This is a genomic window from Chryseobacterium sp. IHB B 17019 (genome assembly GCF_001456155.1).
Taxonomy (GTDB): domain Bacteria; phylum Bacteroidota; class Bacteroidia; order Flavobacteriales; family Weeksellaceae; genus Chryseobacterium.
Map to the genome: position 1 here is coordinate 2,021,389 of NZ_CP013293.1, position 18,114 is coordinate 2,039,502.

Genomic DNA, 18,114 nt, shown 5'->3' on the forward strand with positions numbered 1-18,114 from the left:
CGAATGATTATTAAGAAACTTTCCCTGTATAATTTTAAGAACCATTCTGAAAAAAGATTTGAATTTTCTCCACAGATCAATTGTTTCGTAGGGAATAACGGCGCGGGGAAAACCAATATTCTGGATGCACTTCATTATTTGTCGGTAGGTAAAAGTTTTTTGGGAAATACGGATTTTAATAATATAAAAAGTGAAGAAGACTTTTTCACCATTGATGCTGAAATTCAGAATGATGACAGTGAAGATATTATTAAAATTTCACAACCGAAAGAATCAAAAAAGATCATTAAGAAAAATGATAAAAGCTATGACAGATTAGCGGATCATATTGGTTATCTGCCAAGTGTGATGATTTCACCTTATGATTCAAATCTGATTTCCGATTCCGGGGAAAGCAGAAGAAAATTCCTGGATTCCATGATTTCTCAAACAGATTCTGAGTATCTTTTTGATTTAATACAATATCAAAAAACCGTTCAGCAAAGGAATGCTTTATTAAAATATTTCGCTAAAAACCGGGTTTGGGATAAAGATTCACTGGAAATTTATGATGATCCAATCACTAAATTCGGAACAAAAATTTTCATTAAAAGAAGAGATTTTGTTGAAAAATTAAATCCTATCGTTAAGAATTTCTATCAGATAATTTCCGGTGGAAAAGAAAAAGTTTCCGTTCTGTATGAATCACATTTGCTGGAAGATTTTGATTCTACCCATCCTGACAGGAAGTTTAAGGATCTTTTAAAAGAAAGCCTAGACAAAGACAGGATGCTCACTTATACTTCAAAAGGCATTCACAAGGATGATCTTCTTTTTGAAATGGATTCTGTTTTAATAAAAAAAATCGGTTCACAAGGACAGCAAAAATCCTTTTTAATATCATTAAAATTAGCTCAAATGAGTTTGATAAAAGAGCTAACCAAGAAAACTCCTATTCTTTTGTTGGACGATATTTTTGATAAGTTGGATGACAACCGTGTTTCACAATTAATCGAACTGGTAAATCAGGAAAACTTTGGACAGATTTTTATTACGGATACGCATAGAGAACGCACAGAAAGTGTTGTGAAAAAAATTAATGAGGAAAGCATAATTTTTGAAATTTAATATGAAGAAGAAAAAACGCGAATACCAATCCTCCGAACTTGTAAAATCTTTTGCAAGAATCTATGGTTTTGAAGATAAATTGATAGCATTTGAAATAAAAGATTTCCTTGAAGAATATCTCGACGAAAGTCTTTTTTGTGAAATCAAAAGTGTAAATATTGAGAATGATTGTGTTATTATTGAAATTAAATCTCCCCTATTAAAGCATGATTTCCAGATGCGTAAAAGCTTTTATCTGAAGAAATTTCAAGATAAGTTCGGTACTGATAAATGTAATGATCTTAAGATCGTCTGATCAAAGAAATAGTATTATTCAAAAATGTAACTTTTTTTAATGATCTTCAGATTTTGTAGAAATTGTATTCATCAGATCATCCGCTTTTTTGTCCAATCGGGAACGTAATGGGAAGAAAAACTTCAATGGATTTCTAATCATGTATTTAAAAATTTCTTTATAAATCTCGCTTACTTGTCCAAAGTTCAGTTTTCTGGATCTGAAAGCTAAAAACATTGATAAGCTAAAACTCACTAAAAAGTTAAAGAAACCAATCAAAAAAACGGTAATAAAAGAGATCCAAAAAGTATAAGAGTCAACAGAAAAATCCTTACCATAAAGCCCGATTGCAAAATTCCCGGCGGCAAAAGTAATGTGACGGATATCTAAATCTAATCCAAAAAATAATCCAACAGGAGCCGTTGCACCCAGAAAAACCCCGAACCAAAAGTTAGAAACAATTCCCGGCCAGTTTTTAGCATAATATTTTGATAAACCTTTTGCGAATTTTTTTCCGAATAATTCTCTGATAGAAAGATTTTTTGCTATCCTCTCTGGAATTTGATAAAAAACAGAGTTATTTCCAATATTTCCTGAAATAATCCCCGATATAAAAAGATAAAACCCAGCAATACTTGCATGGAGAATCGCTTTTGACTTAAATGGATCTAAATCTTTTAACAATTTATCCGATTTTTCTACCGCTAAATTATGTGAGAAAAATACATCCAACCCGTAAATTATTAATAAAGCAATAGGAAAAGATAGTAAAACATTCCCTACAAACGCAATAAACTGACTGCGGAATAATTTTGAGACCAAATGCGCAAATTCGGTATGGTTGCTTTTGTTATTTCCTTCTTCTGCCAGTACTTTGGTCATAGTTGCAGCAGTCATTGCAGGCTGTTTTGTTGCCAGCGTGAATCCCATCAGGTAGATCATTATGAATCCCATCGCATAATTCATCGAATACAAAAATGCATGGGAAAAATCACTTCCGGGAATGTATCCGTAAAGTAGTTTTAAAACACAAAGTGCACCAACAATTATCCCTCCACCACTGGCTTTGTAAAACATTGTCATATATTCTTTCCGGGTAGAAGTAATATAATGCGCACCTGTTTCTGCAGTATGATTGGTGATGAGATGGGAAATCATTCTCGTACTGTCGTTGATAAGATCTGAGATATTATTTTTATGCGATTTATATCTTAAAATATTAAAAACCAACTGTTTGGAATTAATTAAAACATCTCTTTCATTATCAATAACCAGTAATTGAACAATTTCATAAATCCTTTGAACCTGCTGGCGAATCTTTAAAAGAGATTGATTAATTTTCCCTGAAATACCATATTTAGAGGAATTTTTAAAGGCAATGCTGACAAATTCCAAACACTGCTCAACATAGATTTTAATCTGCTTGTACCGGCTGTCTTTTGAATCTAATTGAAGCTCAGGATTCTTTTCCAGTTCTTCAGCAAGGTCTTCAAGCTCATTTTGTAGCGCCAAAAAGGGATTGTCAAAATTCCGATATTCGGGAGCCATTCTGACTACTTCTACTTCCATTGCTGCTCCGGTAACCCGCCATGAAAGGATATTCATAGCGAAAAGCATTTCCTTTTTTACGTTTGGTCTTATAATAAAATCAGAAATTCCGAGAAGAGTAAAAAAATCATCAATTTCGTTTTCCGGGAGATTATGGAAAAACTCTAAATCTTTTTTTGGTCTTAAACTCACATTGTCAATCATAAACCAAATGGTTTTTTCATTGACGACAGGAGGTAAAACTTTATTAAGAATTCTTTTTTTAAGCTCAGGAATAAAGGCATTTTCAGACAAAATATTGGCTTCAGTCAGCGATAAATTAAATGGCTTTTCATTGAAAATATTATCAAGATAATATTTAAAATTTTCAGTTAACTGAGAATTGTTGCGAAAAAAATTAAGCACATCAGTAAAATCTGCTCTTTTTACACTTTCCAGAAATTCAGCAAAGGGATCTAAAGCAAGGGTTTCATTCTTAAAAGAAAAATATTTTTTAAGAACAGACTCAAAATTTGTACCGGAATTAAAGAGTTTCATTAGTACAAAGATACTATTTCAAACTCACATTCCTCATTTGTCTCATGATCCAGTTGTGCTTCTTTCTCAGATAAGATGATGGATTTTTGGGATCATACTTCTTCGGGTTCGGCAAAACTGTCGCAATCCAGGCCGCTTCGGAAGTGGTGAGATTTTTAGATGACTTACCAAAATAATACTGTGAGGCCGCTTCAACGCCGAAAACACCCTGCCCCATTTCAATAGAATTCAGGTATCTTTCAAGGATAATATCTTTACTCCAGACTTTCTCAATAATAAAAGTATAGACCGCCTCTAACCCCTTTCTAAGCCAGCTTCTTCCTTGCCAAAGGAAAATATTTTTTGCAGTCTGCTGAGAAATCGTACTTCCACCTCTCAATTTTTTCCCCTTCTCATTGTTTTTCATTGCTTTTTCGATTGCTGTATAATCGAAGCCGTTGTGGGTGAAAAACTTCTGATCTTCAGAGGCAATGACAGCTTTTTTAACATTACTTCCCATCTCTTCATAGGAAATATAGTCTCTTTGAAGCCTTCCGTATTCAAACAAACCTCCGATTTGCGTAATGGTGATTGGCGGATTGAAAAATCTCCCCCAAATAATAAATATAACGTTCAGAATCAGAACAATGAATATAAATTGTTTAATCTTTTTCCACATAATTTTATCAAAGGAATGGCAAAAATAAGCAATTAGTCTGAGTTATTGCAGTTCTTTCATATAAGTTAACTGATAATCCGGTAAAAGCTCGGGGTGAAAAATTTTAATATAATCTTTCAAAACAAGATCAGATCTTACAACTCCGCTTTCAAAAAAATCGTTGGCTTTTTCTTTTGCTTTTCCTGTCAAGACATAAATTTTTCCTTTATTAAAAACATTTAATTTTCCATAATAAGGATTCATGTTCAACATTTCCTTTTTTGACGTGTGATTTCCTGCATTAATCCAATATTTGACGTCGTCTGATTTAGCAAAAACCTCTTCAAAACTCATGGTTACGGCTTTTTCATCCGAATTATTTTTTAAGACATAATCACCATTTGCATCAACAATATAGTTGGCCACAGAAGTTTTCCCACCCGGGAGATACCAAACACTTCCATACATTTCATTTGCTAAAATTGTTGGTTTTTCTTTCGATTTTAAAGCTAACGCCTTTAATTCGTTATAATTTTTCTCAACTTCCTGATATTTACTTTCTGCTTGCTTATCTTTTCCGAAAAGCTTACCAAAAAGCTTAATATAGGCGGTTTTTTCCAGTGGCTTCTGTTCCATATATTCATCAAGAAAGATGACCTGGATTCCGTTGTTTTTCAATAACTGATAGGTATTATCAAAGCTCGCAATATAATTGGTGAAAATAGCATCTGGTTTTAAAGAAATAATTTTTTCAACATCATATTTCTGTTCATTTCCTACGTTTTGAATTTTACCTCGTAGTAATAAATTATGAATTCGTTCTGAATAAATATACTCCGGACTTGAAACCCCGATCACGAGATTTTCAGCATTCAGCTCTGAAATATATCCCATCATACTTGCATTCAGGATAATAATTTTCTTGAATGGAATTTGATTTTTCTTAAAATCATAAGTGAAATTCCCCGATTTTAAACGGAAAATATTATTTTGATCTTCATACCGGACCAGTTTGGATATTGAAACTGATTGTGAGGATGAATTTTTTTGCTCTCTTTTACAGGAAATTAGGCTTAAAAACGCGATTAATATTAAAATTCTTGGTTTCATCTTTCAAAGAAAGTAAAAAAGTGCTATATTTGCAAACCTTAAAACACCAAGGAAATAACGGCCTCGTGGCGCAACTGAATAGCGCATCTGATTACGGCTCAGAAGGTTACAGGTTTGAATCCTGTCGAGGTCACAAGACCGACATTTGAAGATTTTACTCTTCGGTGTCGGTTTTTTTTATTTCCTAATCCATTGTTATACTGACAGATACACTGAGCGACAATATTCATTTTAGGTGTTTGAAAATTTTTCCCGTCAAATTCGACTTTTTGGGGAAATATCAAACACCCAATCGTTCTTTTTATTAGCAGATCGCCCTGCTGGTAAAGGTTTGAAAGGTTTTCCATCGAATCTAACGCATTTTCTATTTTTGTCTTGATATCAAGTTATTTGGTTTCGGAGACGATTTGCTGAAGCTCCAATTCTAACTGTTCGATTTTTTGTGAACATTTTAATCTCTTTGTAGTCATCTTCATCTAGCTTATCGCGAGATATTATCTGTTGCATTGGCAACTTTTCATTAATTAACTTGATCTCTTTTGAAATGGATTTTCTTTCGACTCGATACCGTAAATGAATTGCTTGTTTTTTGGCGCAAGATTGTAATGCTTCAGGACTTCGGATAAACTTAAACGTTCTTTGATTGCGGAGATTTCCATAAATGAAAAATATTTTATTTTTTTTAATGTTACTATCAGATACAAAAGCATCTTTTTGTTTTCAATCTACAAAATCTTATCAGGTTTTTTTATATCCTTTAATTTCATATTTTTGACATAATATTTAATTATTAAGAACTTTTATATCTTTTTAGAGATGAATATAGGAAGTGTTATAACTGCATTAAGAGACAAAAACGGCTTTTCACAAAGCGATTTGGCAGATAAAAGTGAAGTGTCTCGTGTAATGATTGGTAAGTATGAAAGAGGTGAAGCGATTCCTTCTGTTGATGCTGCCAAAAAGATTGCAGACGCTCTTGGTGTAAGTTTGGATTATTTGGTCGGTGGAACCAACCAGGTTTCTTTTGATAAAAGAACGGTAGACAGAATAAAAGATTTGGAACAGCTTGAAGAGAGTAAAAAACAAACGTTCTACGATTTGATTGATACGTACATTCGTGATTGCAAAACAAGAAAAACATTTTCCAATATATAACTATGAAAAATATTTTATTACTATTAACCTTTTTTGTTGCCTCATTTGCTCTTGCACAAGCTCCGCCACCGCCGTCGATGCCTACAGAGGACAATAAAATTTTGATTGATGAACTTATTAAAGTAACCGAATTCGAAAATTATTTTAATAGCTATTGTAAAAATAAAGTAGAACAAACCGCTAAAGAAAATAACTGGGACGATAAGAAAAAGCAGGAGATTATGAAAAGTATACATTTTAGTCAGTTTACAGATACTATTTATAATAATTTTGCACGTAATACTAAAGAGGATTTAAAAAGTATAATCAATGTATTCAAAATATTAAATGATAAAGAAAATCTTGCTTCAACAAAATTTATTATTACCAATTCACTAATGCAGAAAAATTTAGAAGGATATGTAAAGGCTCTTTTAAGAGGAGATTATATATTTCTGAATAAATAATAGACACTACCAAATAATAAAAAGAAACTGTCTCATTTTGAGACAGTTTCTTTTTATATTATGGAATATCTAATTCTTTAAAATAAGCCTTTAATTCATTAGAGTCAATTTTAATAGGAAGATCTTTAAATTTCCATCCATTTGAGGGGGCTTTTATATTATTAGGTAATTTATGATTATAAAGCATTATATAATTTTTAGGGTGTATAGAATCATATAACAAAATATACTTGGTTCCTTTTTTTAAACTACTAGCACAAGTTCTGTCAATTCTTTTTCCATCTATATAATACGAAAAATCTGTACCAACACCATTATTATTTTTTTGATGCCAGTCACTTGTTATATAAGCAACAGTATATTTTGAATTTTTTTTTGCATCCTTTAGATTAAAATGAGATAAAAAGAATGCTATAATAATAAATAATAATGTAGCAAACGCAAGAATTATATGATAATTATTTTTTAGCAGCCTAACGATTTTTATTATATGTCTCATTTGCATCATTTAATAATTTATCTGTCCCATTCATATAAATGCTTGGTAGCAAAGTATTAGTGAAAGTATTTCCTCCTACTATTCCGGCAGCAGTCCCCAATGTTCCAGTAAATATTTTTGCAGTATTTATCGTTGCATCTTGTTTGAATGTACCATTATACAAAGAAGTTCCAAAATTATTAGTCATATTAAGGGAGAAATTTGCTAATCCAATCTTACCTGCGACTTGAAGACTTTCACTTCCATTTCCTCCTACTAAAGTATTTATAAGTAATTGTCTTCCATCAACATTTTTTATACCACCTTTGAAATAGGTTTGTGTAGAAAGATCTGTTAATCCTCGTTGTCCAGCTGCTATAAGATAATCTCCTACTGCAGATCCGGTTCCTCCCGACATAATAAATGCAGGGATATATAACTGGGCAGAAAGGACTTTTCCTAATTTATCTACTTCGCTTGAACTTACATAAGGTGCATTATCTTTTGCAATAAAAGACTCCCCGTTTACTGTATAATTTCCACCCTCACCTAAAACAACTTCTTGTTTCACACCTGTATCAGCTCCATTTCTAGACAATGTCGTCGTATAGCTACTATTAGTATCTCCACGACCATCAGCATAAGCAACATATCCAGCATCACTAGCTTGCTGTGCAGAAGTTATATCGCTATTGTATTCCCAATTACTTTGACCTGTTCTTTTTACCCAATCTTCTCCTTGTCTTCCATCCGGATCAATAAACCTTATAGGATTATTAAACGCATAAGTATAAGTCGACCAACGACGAGAAGTTTCCGCCAATGGATCTACGACACCCCATCTACCCAAGTCCGGCATATAAAATCTTGCTCCATAATCATACATTCCCGTCTCTTGCAATTCTTTGCCATTGTACTTGTAATTGTTATAACTTCCCGGCCCAAACATTGCACTTCCGGTTCCAAAATGGTTCATCCCGAATGGATAATAATCATTATTGTCCACCACTTGTAAAAGCCCTGTCCCGGTTTTTGTAAAACTTACCCTTACATTACCTAGGTGATCTTTATACTGGTAAATATACAGATCTTTTTTATAATCGTAAAATCCTTCTGCTGTCGGGAAAAACTGAAGATCAGGTGTTTGAGCTAATGTGGTTACCGTATTGGTGGTATTTAACTGATCCACAGTATATGCCTGCATTTCCATTGCCCTTGATGTCTGTTCTGAAAAAGAACGCATATCGCTGGAGCCACCCCCTCCGCCACCGGTTCCTGAACCTAAAGCAGATAAATAATGAAAACCGTCAAGGTAATCCGTAACATCAATCCAGCTGTTACAGTTCACTATGCCACATTCTGTCCTTGGTGATTTTTTCTGAAGCTTGATACCTGCGGCATTGTACAGGTAATCGATCCCAACTGTTGCTCCTGTGTATTCTACCTTTTTAGGAAGATTCAAAAAGTTGTAAGTGATCTTATTAATATTCTTATCCGGCATGATATCCATATTCCCGTTCAAATCATAATGAATACTGCCTCCGCCGCCTTCATAGCCTGAAGGGTTTTGTGAGTGATCATTGATCATTGAAACTTTGTTCCCCTCATTATAAACATATTCCAGATTATCAATTACCGTAGATGTAGTATTGCCAAATTCAGGAATTGAGGTTCTGTAAAGACTCGAGATATTACCATTCAGGTCATAGGACAGAGATTCCGTGCTTTCTTTGTTGTAGGGATTATCCGGGTTTTGATAATATCCTGCAGTTAGCCTGTTCAATTTGTCATAAACATAACCATATCTTTTTGGTGTCAGCGATGAATTGAACTCTGAGGTTCTCCAGTCTACTTCTGCAATATTTCCGTTATATCTCGCTACAACATCTTTTCCTGTAAATTGAGCAGGATCCGGATTGGTAATTCCCACTTTTTCATTGTACCTGATCTTATAGGAAAATAATTTACCTCCCAAATCAGGCAGGCTCATCTGGGCCTTATTAATATCGGTCATCCAGCCACGGATATTGTAGGCATAATCAATACTTTGAAGATTGTTCCCCACTTTTTTATTGATAAGCTGGGAAAGTTCATTATAAGAATTTTCTGTTAAAAGAACTTCGGGTTTACTGTCAACCTGATGGTAATGCTGTGTCAATCTGTTTCCATTGTCATATACAAAACGTTCTTTTACTGTTACTCCGATTTCACCTTGTTTTCTCAGGTGATAAGTATTTGTATTTAAAACAACTCCTGCAAAATCAAGTTTTGATTCCATTTTTGTGTAACCTCCCAGGTGGTTAATGGAATAAGACCCAATAGCTCTTCCTTTTTTATCGTAATAGGTGTAATTCTTCGTCCAGTTATCATCTTCGATATTCTTTACCAGACTCATCACTGGAAGGCTTTTGGTGCTTAATCCTTCCGTTGTAGGAGTACCTGTTAAAGTAGGTTCTCCTAAAATATCCGTTGGGAAAGAAGGATTAAAAGTATATGCTGGATAAGAATCGTAATAATTGATGCTTAAAACCTGTGACAAACTTCCTGGAAGAGCATGGTTCGTATAATAAATTGGCATTCCGCTTATGGTAAAAGAACCGGCACTACGAATTTCAAATGTATAAATAGCAGCTGTAACAACGGTTTGCAGAGTTTGCCTTGAGCTTGTATTATTGGTAATTCCCGTATAAATAATTCTCCCGAACTGGTCATATTTTGTAAACAGCCACTTGCCTTGAGATTTAAGGTTTGTGTCCTGATTCATCACTAATTGATCAGCCTTGTTATACACCATATATTCCCAGCCTTTGCCCGGAAGCTTCTTTTCAACCAATCTGTTCCTGCCGTCATATATATACTGATAGCACAAATCATTAAGCACCGTATTAGGATCTGCTGCTAAAGTAGCCAACGGCGGAATTACAAACGCCAATTGATTGTAATCGTTATAAACGTAATAAGTGTCAACATTTTCTGTTCCGTTCACTTTCCTTACCAGCAAAACCTGTCCCCGTCCGTTTTTGAATTCTATAGTCTGGTTGCCATCTTCGTCTGTAACCGTGTTTTTATACAACTGGCCTGCTGCATATCCTGTTGAAGAAAGGCTAAGGCTTGATGTAAATGTAGTATAATTAAATGTTGCTATATATTTCTTTACTTCACCATCAATATTAGCATCGTAGCCAAATTGTACAGGTTTGGTTTGCCATGCCGATCCAACTTGTTTCTGTTGCAAAACCCTATCCAGAGGTGAGTTTTCCAATACTTTCTCGGAAAATGCTTTTTCATTGATATAGGTATTGGTGGGATCTCCAATAGGAAAATCTACTAAACCCTGTGTTTGAGAATATATTGCTCCATTATTTGTTCCCTGCTGTGGTACGGGAAGATAATCTCTGGTCTGACGCCCAAATCCATCATAAATAATTGGACTGACAACGTCTTTCCCCAGTGGTGATGCTTTGATATTAACCACTTGTTTGGGTCTTCCTAAACCATCGAAATACTGTACGGTTTCTGAAGTTTTGGTAGGCGTGGTTCCGTTATAATCTAAATAGGTTTTTGAATAAACGTAATTTTCCGTGGAACTTGACTGGTTTTGGGCATAAGCAAAACCTGATACCAATAAAGTTCCTATAGGAATTAAGATTTTTTTCATCAGTTTATTAGTTTTTATAATTGTATTTGAATTCTTTTAATAGCTTGCCTGTCTGGTTTCCTTCTCTGATTTCCATAAGCCTGTTGGCGGTATCATAGAGGTAAACTTCTCTTATTCCTGATGGAGGAGTTATACTTCTTACCCCTATCAACGGATCATAAGTGTAGGTAGTTATTTGGTAACCTGATAAAGCCGTATTGTTCCTGAATGAATCTAATACTGTTAATAATGCTGTTTCGTCATTGTTTCTTCCCGCTGAAGCATCCGTGTTGGAGGCATTAATAATAGTATCAATCATTGATTGTGGGATATCTGATAACTTTGCACCTTCTATTTTAACAATTGGCTGTGTTTGGTTGTAACCCCAGATGATAGTTGTGGGAATCCCGTCTTTGGTGGTGTACTGTTGTAAGTTACCTCTTGAATCATATTTGTCATAAGAAATATCGGTAACTGTAGTATTAATATTCTGAAGATCATAAGATAATACAGAAGTTGGCAATACCAAATTCCCTGTTTGGGATGTAGGAAGTGAAGCTGGATAAACATTCTTATGGCGAGAGATGATCTTACCAGCATCATTTATATCTTTCTTATTTATCAACGTATTTTCTATGGGAAGGGAAATCATATTTTTACTGATCATTAAAGAATTTCCATCTTGGACAGCATATTTAATTTGCTGTACATTTACCGAGCCATTGGAAGAAATCGTTTGTTTATTGGTCAATTGAAAATCCGGTGTTCCGCTGTAGGTAAAGTTTTCTGTAGTAACTGTTTCTCTTGGCTGCCCGCTATCATAAAAATAATCGTGAGTTTCCTTTTTAGTAAGATTCGTCTGATAAAAATATTTTTTGTTAGCCTGGGCTGCAGGACCAGATAAATGAACCACTGAAGAATATTCCTCAAATCTGTTTGGATTCATATTATATGTCAACGATGTTTGTCTAAGAACTCTTCCTAAATTATCATAAACAGATTCATATAATAACTTACCTCTTTCTAAACTTAAATCATTATAGTATAAGCCAATATAATTTTTGGCTAAATCTACATTAGTAGCAACAGATAATGGATTATTGGAATTTACAACAATATTAAAATCATTTCTATCAGGATGACTTTGATAATTTGAATAGTCTGAACTATCATACCTTTATTTGTTTCAATTTCATCTACTCTTCCATAATTTATAATAGATGACTCTAGGGTATTTAAATTCATAGAAGACGATCTCATCCAAACAAAGGAGTTAACTCCATTATATAATAACATCACATATCGTGGCCATTGCAAAAGAATTCCGTTAGAATACTGATATAATTTTTCTTTAGCTAAGACGCCGTTTGTGTAATCACTTACTTTTTTTACTCTTACTCCCCCTGCGGTGCCAGAATAATTAAGAAGAGAAGGAAGGAAACCATTAATTCTTTTTCTTTCAATTCTATAATCATAGGTCGGGGCTTCAAATTCAAAAACCGTTGATCCTTTGGTAGGATATGTGATTTCGGTAAGGATTCCTTTAGATGAAAAATTAAAATCTGGATACCTTACATCATTGGTAAAATAATAATCCCCTAATTGATCTGTGACCTGATTCGGTACAGGATAGGGGAGATATTCATTTCCTGTATTTCCATTATAAAACCCCCAGTGATCAATTTGCTTTGAAGTTGCTTTGGGTAAATTTTCATTAGAAATATTATAATTAAAAGTATACGGAGGTTTATTACTTTCTTTTATACTTTTCAAAAATAATCTTGGATATGATCCAGCATTTGTATTGCCTCCAAACAACTGATAATCCAATTCAAACTTATTAATGAATCTACCTGCAGCGCTATAAAGGCTTATAGAATCTAACTTAATATTTTTAATTTGTTGGAAATAGCTTACATCAGATTGTTCATTATTAAAAATATATGGTTGTAAAGAATATTTCAAATTTATATTATAATTACTCGTGCCTATATTTTCTAAAATTGCTTTTTTGGTAACAGAGTATACGACTTCACTTCCCCCACAAGTACTATAATTTAAATCTCCCGTCGCTCCAGGATTGGAAACGCATGATACATCTTGATTATAAGATTTATTATAAATTACAAATTTTCTTCTTTCTTGAATTGTCGGATTAGTAACTATTCCATGCCAATCAATAGTATTTGATGAACCATTACAGAACCCGTTACTTAGTATAGAATCATCTTTATAATTAAAGTTGACAGTTTCCCCGTTACTATATTGGATCTGTCTAAGATACCAAGCATTAATTACCGGTAGACCAGCTTTAGTCTCAGGTTCATTAATGACATGTCTTAACGGTACGTTGTATTCTAAATTTTTTGATAATCCACCAAAAAAATATTCATTTCCTTTATCATCTGTTATTTTAATTTCTGAAGATAATGGTTTACATATGTTAGTATAAGGCTGTGTAGCTACATTAGAAATGTCAATTTTGAATCCTTTAACGCTTTCACCAATGATTTTAATCTGGTTATCATTCCCTAAGAAAAATTTTCCTGAATAACCTCCAAAATTAAATGAAAATGTATCCGCATCACCCTCGTACGCTGTATATATATCGCACCCGTTTAACTTATAGTCTAAATCCATAACATTGAATCCTCCTACAGAAGAACTAAAACTAAAAATACCAATGTTAGGGTGTAATGGTAAACAATTATTTTTACTTCGAAGTCCCACTATTAAGCCATCTTTGTTCATACCATGAAAAGGTCCATTGGTTGCACTTTCACCTTTTTGATCATCAGGAATTGAATTTACCTGCCTAGTGATAACTCCGCCTACATTAAGAAACCAATTCAATCCCGCAATATCTGGTCTTTTGCTTGGAATAAATCCCGAGAAGTTATACCCTATTGAAACAGAGAGATTGTCTCCCAATTGATTAGCTTTCAGATTAAATAAAGGAATATCAAGATTGGGCTCTCCTACAAATTTATTAACAGGTATATTACCGTGTCTTATAAAATCAGAAGTTTGAGGGGCTTTTATACTTGAAGCTAACTGAAAAGTATAGCTTCCTTGTCCATTTTGTGATTTATAATTTGCAATAGCGACAATCAAAATCGCTATAGATAAGAGTTTCTTCATCTTGTTTATTTCTTAATCAATTTAGCACTCGCTGTTTTATTGGTATCTGTTTTTATAGTAATCAGATAAGCTCCCTGGATTAAAGGCTGGGTATTTATCTTCGTTACCTTGTTTTTGGTTTTCAAACTTTGCAACTGTCTTCCGGACATATCATACAGCAAAATATCTGCTTCCTTAAAATCAAAACCAATTTCTACATAAGTGTAATCCGATACAGGATTTGGATAAATCTTAATATCCTGCTTTTCGATCAGCTGGTCAATCTGCTTATCTCCAAGCTTTACAATCTTCCAGTTTTCTTTTCCAAGCTCTTCTGCGCTTGTTCCTGCCAGAATAATGGAACCGTCTCTATTGAGTTTAATATCAGATAACCTTTCCTCCTTTTTTCTGGATTCTCCTTTTACATGCTTTCTCCACTGTTCATTTCCATTCTGGTCCATATACAGCATCCAAAATGTTTCATCTTCATTCTCTATTCTTCCTTCTGCCTGGGTGTAACCGCCAAGCAATATCCCTGTGGTAATGTCTTGATTCTTTTCTCTTTGTTCCTGGCTCTTTGTAATTACACTCATTCCCATCAAAACATCCCTGTTTTTGAAATTGTAAGATTTCTGCCAGATTTCTTCACCTTTTTCATTAAGTGAAATAAGCCAAAGGTCTGTTCCTTCTTCAATTCCCACGGTTTTATTTCCTGATCTCTCCGATCTCGATTCTCCTCCGACTAAAAAGCCTGTAGATGTTAAAGCGAGTGTTCTTAGATGATCATCACCTTTTCCTCCATAGTTCTTTTCCCATTCTACCTTTCCGTCTTTATTAAGCTTAATAATCCAGTAATCTCCTTCACCGAAGTTTTCAGTTTTCTTGGATCCTCCAATTGTACTCCTGGAATAAACTCCCAATAAAGCTCCGCCATCTTTGGTAGGAATCATTTTCTCTACTTCATCAAGTCCTTTTCCACCTAATATAATTTGAGAGGTTATGCCTCCGTTTTTATCCAGTCTTACAATTAAAACATCTTTTGAACCGTAACCTTTTGCCGAATTCTGAACATTACCCGCAACAAAAAATCCAAAGTCAGTTGCCTGAATTACAGCTCTTGCTTCTTCATCTGAAGCTGAGCCAATGGTTTTCTGCCATAATTCATCACCGAATTCATTGAGTCTAATCAGCCAAATATCTGAACCGCCTTTGGATTCTTCTTTTTTGTCTAGCCCTTTTGAAGAATACGAAGTTCCTGCTGCTAAAAAGCCACCATCCTGAGTATTGACTGTTGCTGATAAGAAATCATGATTCCCACCTGAGAAATACTTTTCCCAGACTTCTTCACCCTGTTGGTTTAATTTTATCAAATGATAGTCGTACCCGTTATTCTGCTTACTGCCTGAAGCTTGAAGCTTATCGCTCTGAATTGAGCTTCCTGTAATTAAATACTGCTGGTCAATGGTGGTGGTTACCTGGCTTAAAAAATCCTGTGTCGAAGATTTGATGTCTTTCTGCCAGAGAACTTCCTGGGCACTTAGACCCAAGACTGTGCATAGGAAAAATGCACCTGTATAGAATTTCTTCATTCCCGTGTTTATTATGGTTAATAGCTTATTTTTTTAAATCTTTGCAAAAGTATCTCTTTTACATCACATTATAATGATTTATTACAGAGATTTAATATGAATGTTATCAGATTCAGATATTTTTTCATCCGTCCAAATCATCCTGAAGCAAAGATACTGCTGCCTGACGACAGAACATGTCGCAATTTATTTTTGTTGTTTTTTTAATGTTATAGATGCTATTCTATCTTTTTTGGTTGGAAAATAAAAAGGTTAAGTTACTGCAGTGCCTGTAATGATGCTAATCGGGATATTCTATTTTAATCATTGGTTCATATTCAAAATTCTATTACTGATGATGAGTGGAAAACCAATATTCAAAGCGCAATCAATACTCCATTGAAGTTTGTATAAATATTTCATAGAAGCACTTCAGTCGTCATAATACAAAACTTATGTTAGTTATTTTTTTATTTCGCTTAACTCTTTTTTCAAGCTGTCTGTCAATAAGTTATTTTTTACTAAATAACCACTTATCATTTTCAAAAATACTTTTGCTTTCTTTAAATAGTCCTTCTCAAATTTCGCACAGTCAACAGCTGCTAGATTGCTATATGCTCTCATAATGAATCTTCCAGCACCTTCGTATTGCTTACTTACAAATAGTGTCCCGACCATAGAAATATAAGAAACAAATTCGTATTGAATATGATTTCTTCTTAAATACTCAATTGGCAGATTTTCATTCATCATTTGAAAGTGCGAAATTATTCCGATGTCCTTCAAGTATTTTTCTTTTTCAATTACAAACCAGTCATCTATTACATCTCCATTCAGATTCGTTTCAAGTTCGTAATAGCCTATTGGTTCTATACTGTCAAGCCAATCTTGACTTTCAACGTAAAGACCTATTCTAGTTCTGATAATAGAATCTCCATGTCTTCTGTCAATTACATATTCAAAACCATCAAACTTTGTAATAATTTCGTCTTGAATAAAACCATTGAAAAAATCCTTGTCCTCTGAGTTGTCAGAGAATATTTTGTTTAGAGTTATAAATGCAGTCTTTTTCAAGTCAAACATCTTAACTCTTTCTGTTAATAACACCTCAAGTTCTTGGTCTGTCATAAGCAATTTTACCGCACTAAAATATGTATTTTGAATCGTTTTTTGAGCCTTTCAGTCATTAATTTAAGTTAGAAATGCTTTATTCAAATATATTATTAAGCCAATCTAAAAAACTACTGTTTTTGCTTTTTGAACTTGCTTTAATAATAATTTCACTTTTTGCCAAACCGTCTTGCGCAGCACCTTCATCTAAAAAATCTTTATCTTCCCAATGTTCCATTATGTGCTTAGTTTGCCACGGATAAAGCGACTCGGCCAGTTTTCTAGCATCGAATTCAACTTCGTCAACATTTTCAGGGCTATAGGTAATCGTTGCTAGTGGTGGATATATTCCTAACTTTTTATAAGCTAATAATTTATGATGTCCATCCAAAATAAAATTTGATGAATAGTAATCATTTACCTCAAAATAAGCATTAAATATTATTGCAAATGGTCTTTCTCCATTTTTAATTATATTTTCAAAATATTTAACTCTGTCTCCGTCAATATCTTGTTGAGGTTGCGTAGCGTACAAAGATTCAAAACCTTCATAGATGCCACTTGTTGAATATTCTAATAAATTAGAAGGATAAAACTCTTTTGATATTTTAACCTCTTTTAAAAATTGTTTGTGATTTTTAATTACATCGTTTGCTTTTGTAATATCTGTTATTTCATTTGGAAATACAACCTCCAAATCTTCGTATCTTGATTTTTCAAAATTGTCAATTGAAGATTTGTATTCAAAAAATTCTTTTTCTTTGTTATTATAAAATTGTAAGATGTAATTTCCATTCTTAAATATTGGAAACAAAGGTTTTAAAATTTTACACAAGCCCTGGATGTTATTTGTAAAATCCTGATTTAAATTTTCATGGATTTTCTCCCTGACCGTATTCCGATATTCTTCATTATAGGGTAAAACGCAAAAATACTTTCCAACAGAACCCCGGCAGTCGTGCCAGACTACAGTCAGCGGATAATTAAATCTTATATAGCTACCAATATTACTCATTCCAATAGAGCATATATTGTTTCCGTTTTCAATCGTGAATTTCATAAAAACTTTTTTTGAATTCTTTCTAATTTTCAAATTTACACATTACGTTAAAACGATAAGTAAACTTACATACAGCGATTCCTGTTGCAAATAAAATTTATTTTAATCGTTTTTTGAGATTTACCGTATTATTTTTTGCAACTCTTTAAACAACAATTGTTTCTCTACTTCACTCAAGTCATTCTTGTTTCTATCCAATACATACTCAATTTGATGTATATCTTGCTTACACCATTTTTATCATTCTGTTAATTCCAATTTTAGTAATTATTCCTTCGTTATTTTCAAACCTTGGAGGTGATGACAGATGAACTATTTGGTATAATT

At 33.4% G+C, this 18,114-nt stretch carries 15 protein-coding genes and 1 tRNA gene; 5 read left to right on the top strand and 11 right to left on the bottom strand.

Annotated features, from left to right (window positions below):
• Positions 1 to 3: 3 nt before the first annotated feature.
• Positions 4 to 1,107, top strand: a complete 1,104-nt coding sequence (recF, locus tag ATE47_RS09370; RefSeq protein ID WP_062161720.1) for a DNA replication/repair protein RecF — start codon at positions 4 to 6, stop codon at positions 1,105 to 1,107.
• Between the two features lies 1 nt (position 1,108).
• Positions 1,109 to 1,402, top strand: a complete 294-nt coding sequence (locus ATE47_RS09375) for a hypothetical protein (protein WP_062161721.1) — start codon at positions 1,109 to 1,111, stop codon at positions 1,400 to 1,402.
• A 36-nt stretch (positions 1,403 to 1,438) separates the two neighbouring features.
• On the opposite strand, the gene ATE47_RS09380 is transcribed toward ATE47_RS09375, so the two are convergent.
• The 3 genes from ATE47_RS09380 to ATE47_RS09390 are packed head-to-tail and all read right to left on the bottom strand — an operon-like array spanning position 1,439 to position 5,213.
• Positions 1,439 to 3,466 (bottom strand): recombinase, encoded by a 2,028-nt coding sequence (locus ATE47_RS09380; protein WP_062161722.1) that lies wholly within the window; start codon positions 3,464 to 3,466, stop codon positions 1,439 to 1,441.
• A gap of 13 nt (positions 3,467 to 3,479) precedes the next feature.
• Entirely contained in the window at positions 3,480 to 4,124 is a 645-nt protein-coding gene (mtgA, locus tag ATE47_RS09385; protein ID WP_062161723.1) for a monofunctional biosynthetic peptidoglycan transglycosylase, read from the bottom strand.
• A gap of 42 nt (positions 4,125 to 4,166) precedes the next feature.
• Positions 4,167 to 5,213, bottom strand: a complete 1,047-nt coding sequence (locus ATE47_RS09390; protein WP_062161724.1) for an ABC transporter substrate-binding protein — start codon at positions 5,211 to 5,213, stop codon at positions 4,167 to 4,169.
• Positions 5,214 to 5,272: 59 nt separating this feature from the next.
• On the opposite strand from ATE47_RS09390, the gene ATE47_RS09395 reads away from it, so the two are divergent.
• Positions 5,273 to 5,346: transfer RNA gene (locus tag ATE47_RS09395), tRNA-Arg, on the top strand.
• Here ATE47_RS09395 and ATE47_RS18890 read toward each other — a convergent pair.
• A complete protein-coding gene (locus ATE47_RS18890; RefSeq protein ID WP_082632555.1) occupies positions 5,312 to 5,560 on the bottom strand; it encodes a hypothetical protein in 249 nt (82 codons plus the stop codon). The two genes, ATE47_RS09395 and ATE47_RS18890, sit on opposite strands and share 35 nt — an antisense overlap.
• Before the next feature lie 469 nt (positions 5,561 to 6,029).
• On the opposite strand from ATE47_RS18890, the gene ATE47_RS09405 reads away from it, so the two are divergent.
• Both ATE47_RS09405 and ATE47_RS09410 read left to right on the top strand, forming a co-directional pair.
• On the top strand, positions 6,030 to 6,368 hold the full coding sequence (locus ATE47_RS09405; protein WP_062161726.1) for a helix-turn-helix domain-containing protein: 339 nt from the start codon (positions 6,030 to 6,032) through the stop codon (positions 6,366 to 6,368).
• 2 nt (positions 6,369 to 6,370) lie between these two features.
• Entirely contained in the window at positions 6,371 to 6,814 is a 444-nt protein-coding gene (locus ATE47_RS09410) for a hypothetical protein (protein WP_062161727.1), read from the top strand.
• Between the two features lie 58 nt (positions 6,815 to 6,872).
• Here the strand turns inward: ATE47_RS09410 and ATE47_RS09415 are convergent, their stop codons facing one another.
• From ATE47_RS09415 to ATE47_RS09445, 7 genes are all read right to left on the bottom strand, one after another.
• The gene (locus ATE47_RS09415; protein WP_150114809.1) at positions 6,873 to 7,313 is read right to left on the bottom strand and encodes a hypothetical protein; all 441 of its coding nucleotides are present in this window, start codon (positions 7,311 to 7,313) and stop codon (positions 6,873 to 6,875) included.
• A complete protein-coding gene (locus ATE47_RS09420) occupies positions 7,288 to 10,950 on the bottom strand; it encodes a DUF6443 domain-containing protein (RefSeq protein WP_062161729.1) in 3,663 nt (1,220 codons plus the stop codon). Before ATE47_RS09420 ends, ATE47_RS09415 begins: the two co-directional genes overlap by 26 nt.
• A gap of 7 nt (positions 10,951 to 10,957) precedes the next feature.
• Entirely contained in the window at positions 10,958 to 11,875 is a 918-nt protein-coding gene (locus ATE47_RS09425) for a hypothetical protein (RefSeq protein WP_062161730.1), read from the bottom strand.
• 161 nt (positions 11,876 to 12,036) lie between these two features.
• Complete coding sequence (locus tag ATE47_RS09430) at positions 12,037 to 14,070, bottom strand: hypothetical protein (protein ID WP_062161731.1); 2,034 nt, start codon at positions 14,068 to 14,070, stop codon at positions 12,037 to 12,039.
• A 5-nt stretch (positions 14,071 to 14,075) separates the two neighbouring features.
• The gene (locus ATE47_RS09435; RefSeq protein WP_062161732.1) at positions 14,076 to 15,638 is read right to left on the bottom strand and encodes a T9SS type A sorting domain-containing protein; all 1,563 of its coding nucleotides are present in this window, start codon (positions 15,636 to 15,638) and stop codon (positions 14,076 to 14,078) included.
• Positions 15,639 to 16,079: 441 nt separating this feature from the next.
• Positions 16,080 to 16,745, bottom strand: a complete 666-nt coding sequence (locus tag ATE47_RS09440; RefSeq protein ID WP_062161733.1) for a hypothetical protein — start codon at positions 16,743 to 16,745, stop codon at positions 16,080 to 16,082.
• A 79-nt stretch (positions 16,746 to 16,824) separates the two neighbouring features.
• Positions 16,825 to 17,787: a hypothetical protein gene (locus ATE47_RS09445; RefSeq protein WP_062161734.1), complete on the bottom strand. Its 963-nt coding sequence runs from the start codon at positions 17,785 to 17,787 to the stop codon at positions 16,825 to 16,827.
• Between the last annotated feature and the right edge of the window lie 327 nt (positions 17,788 to 18,114).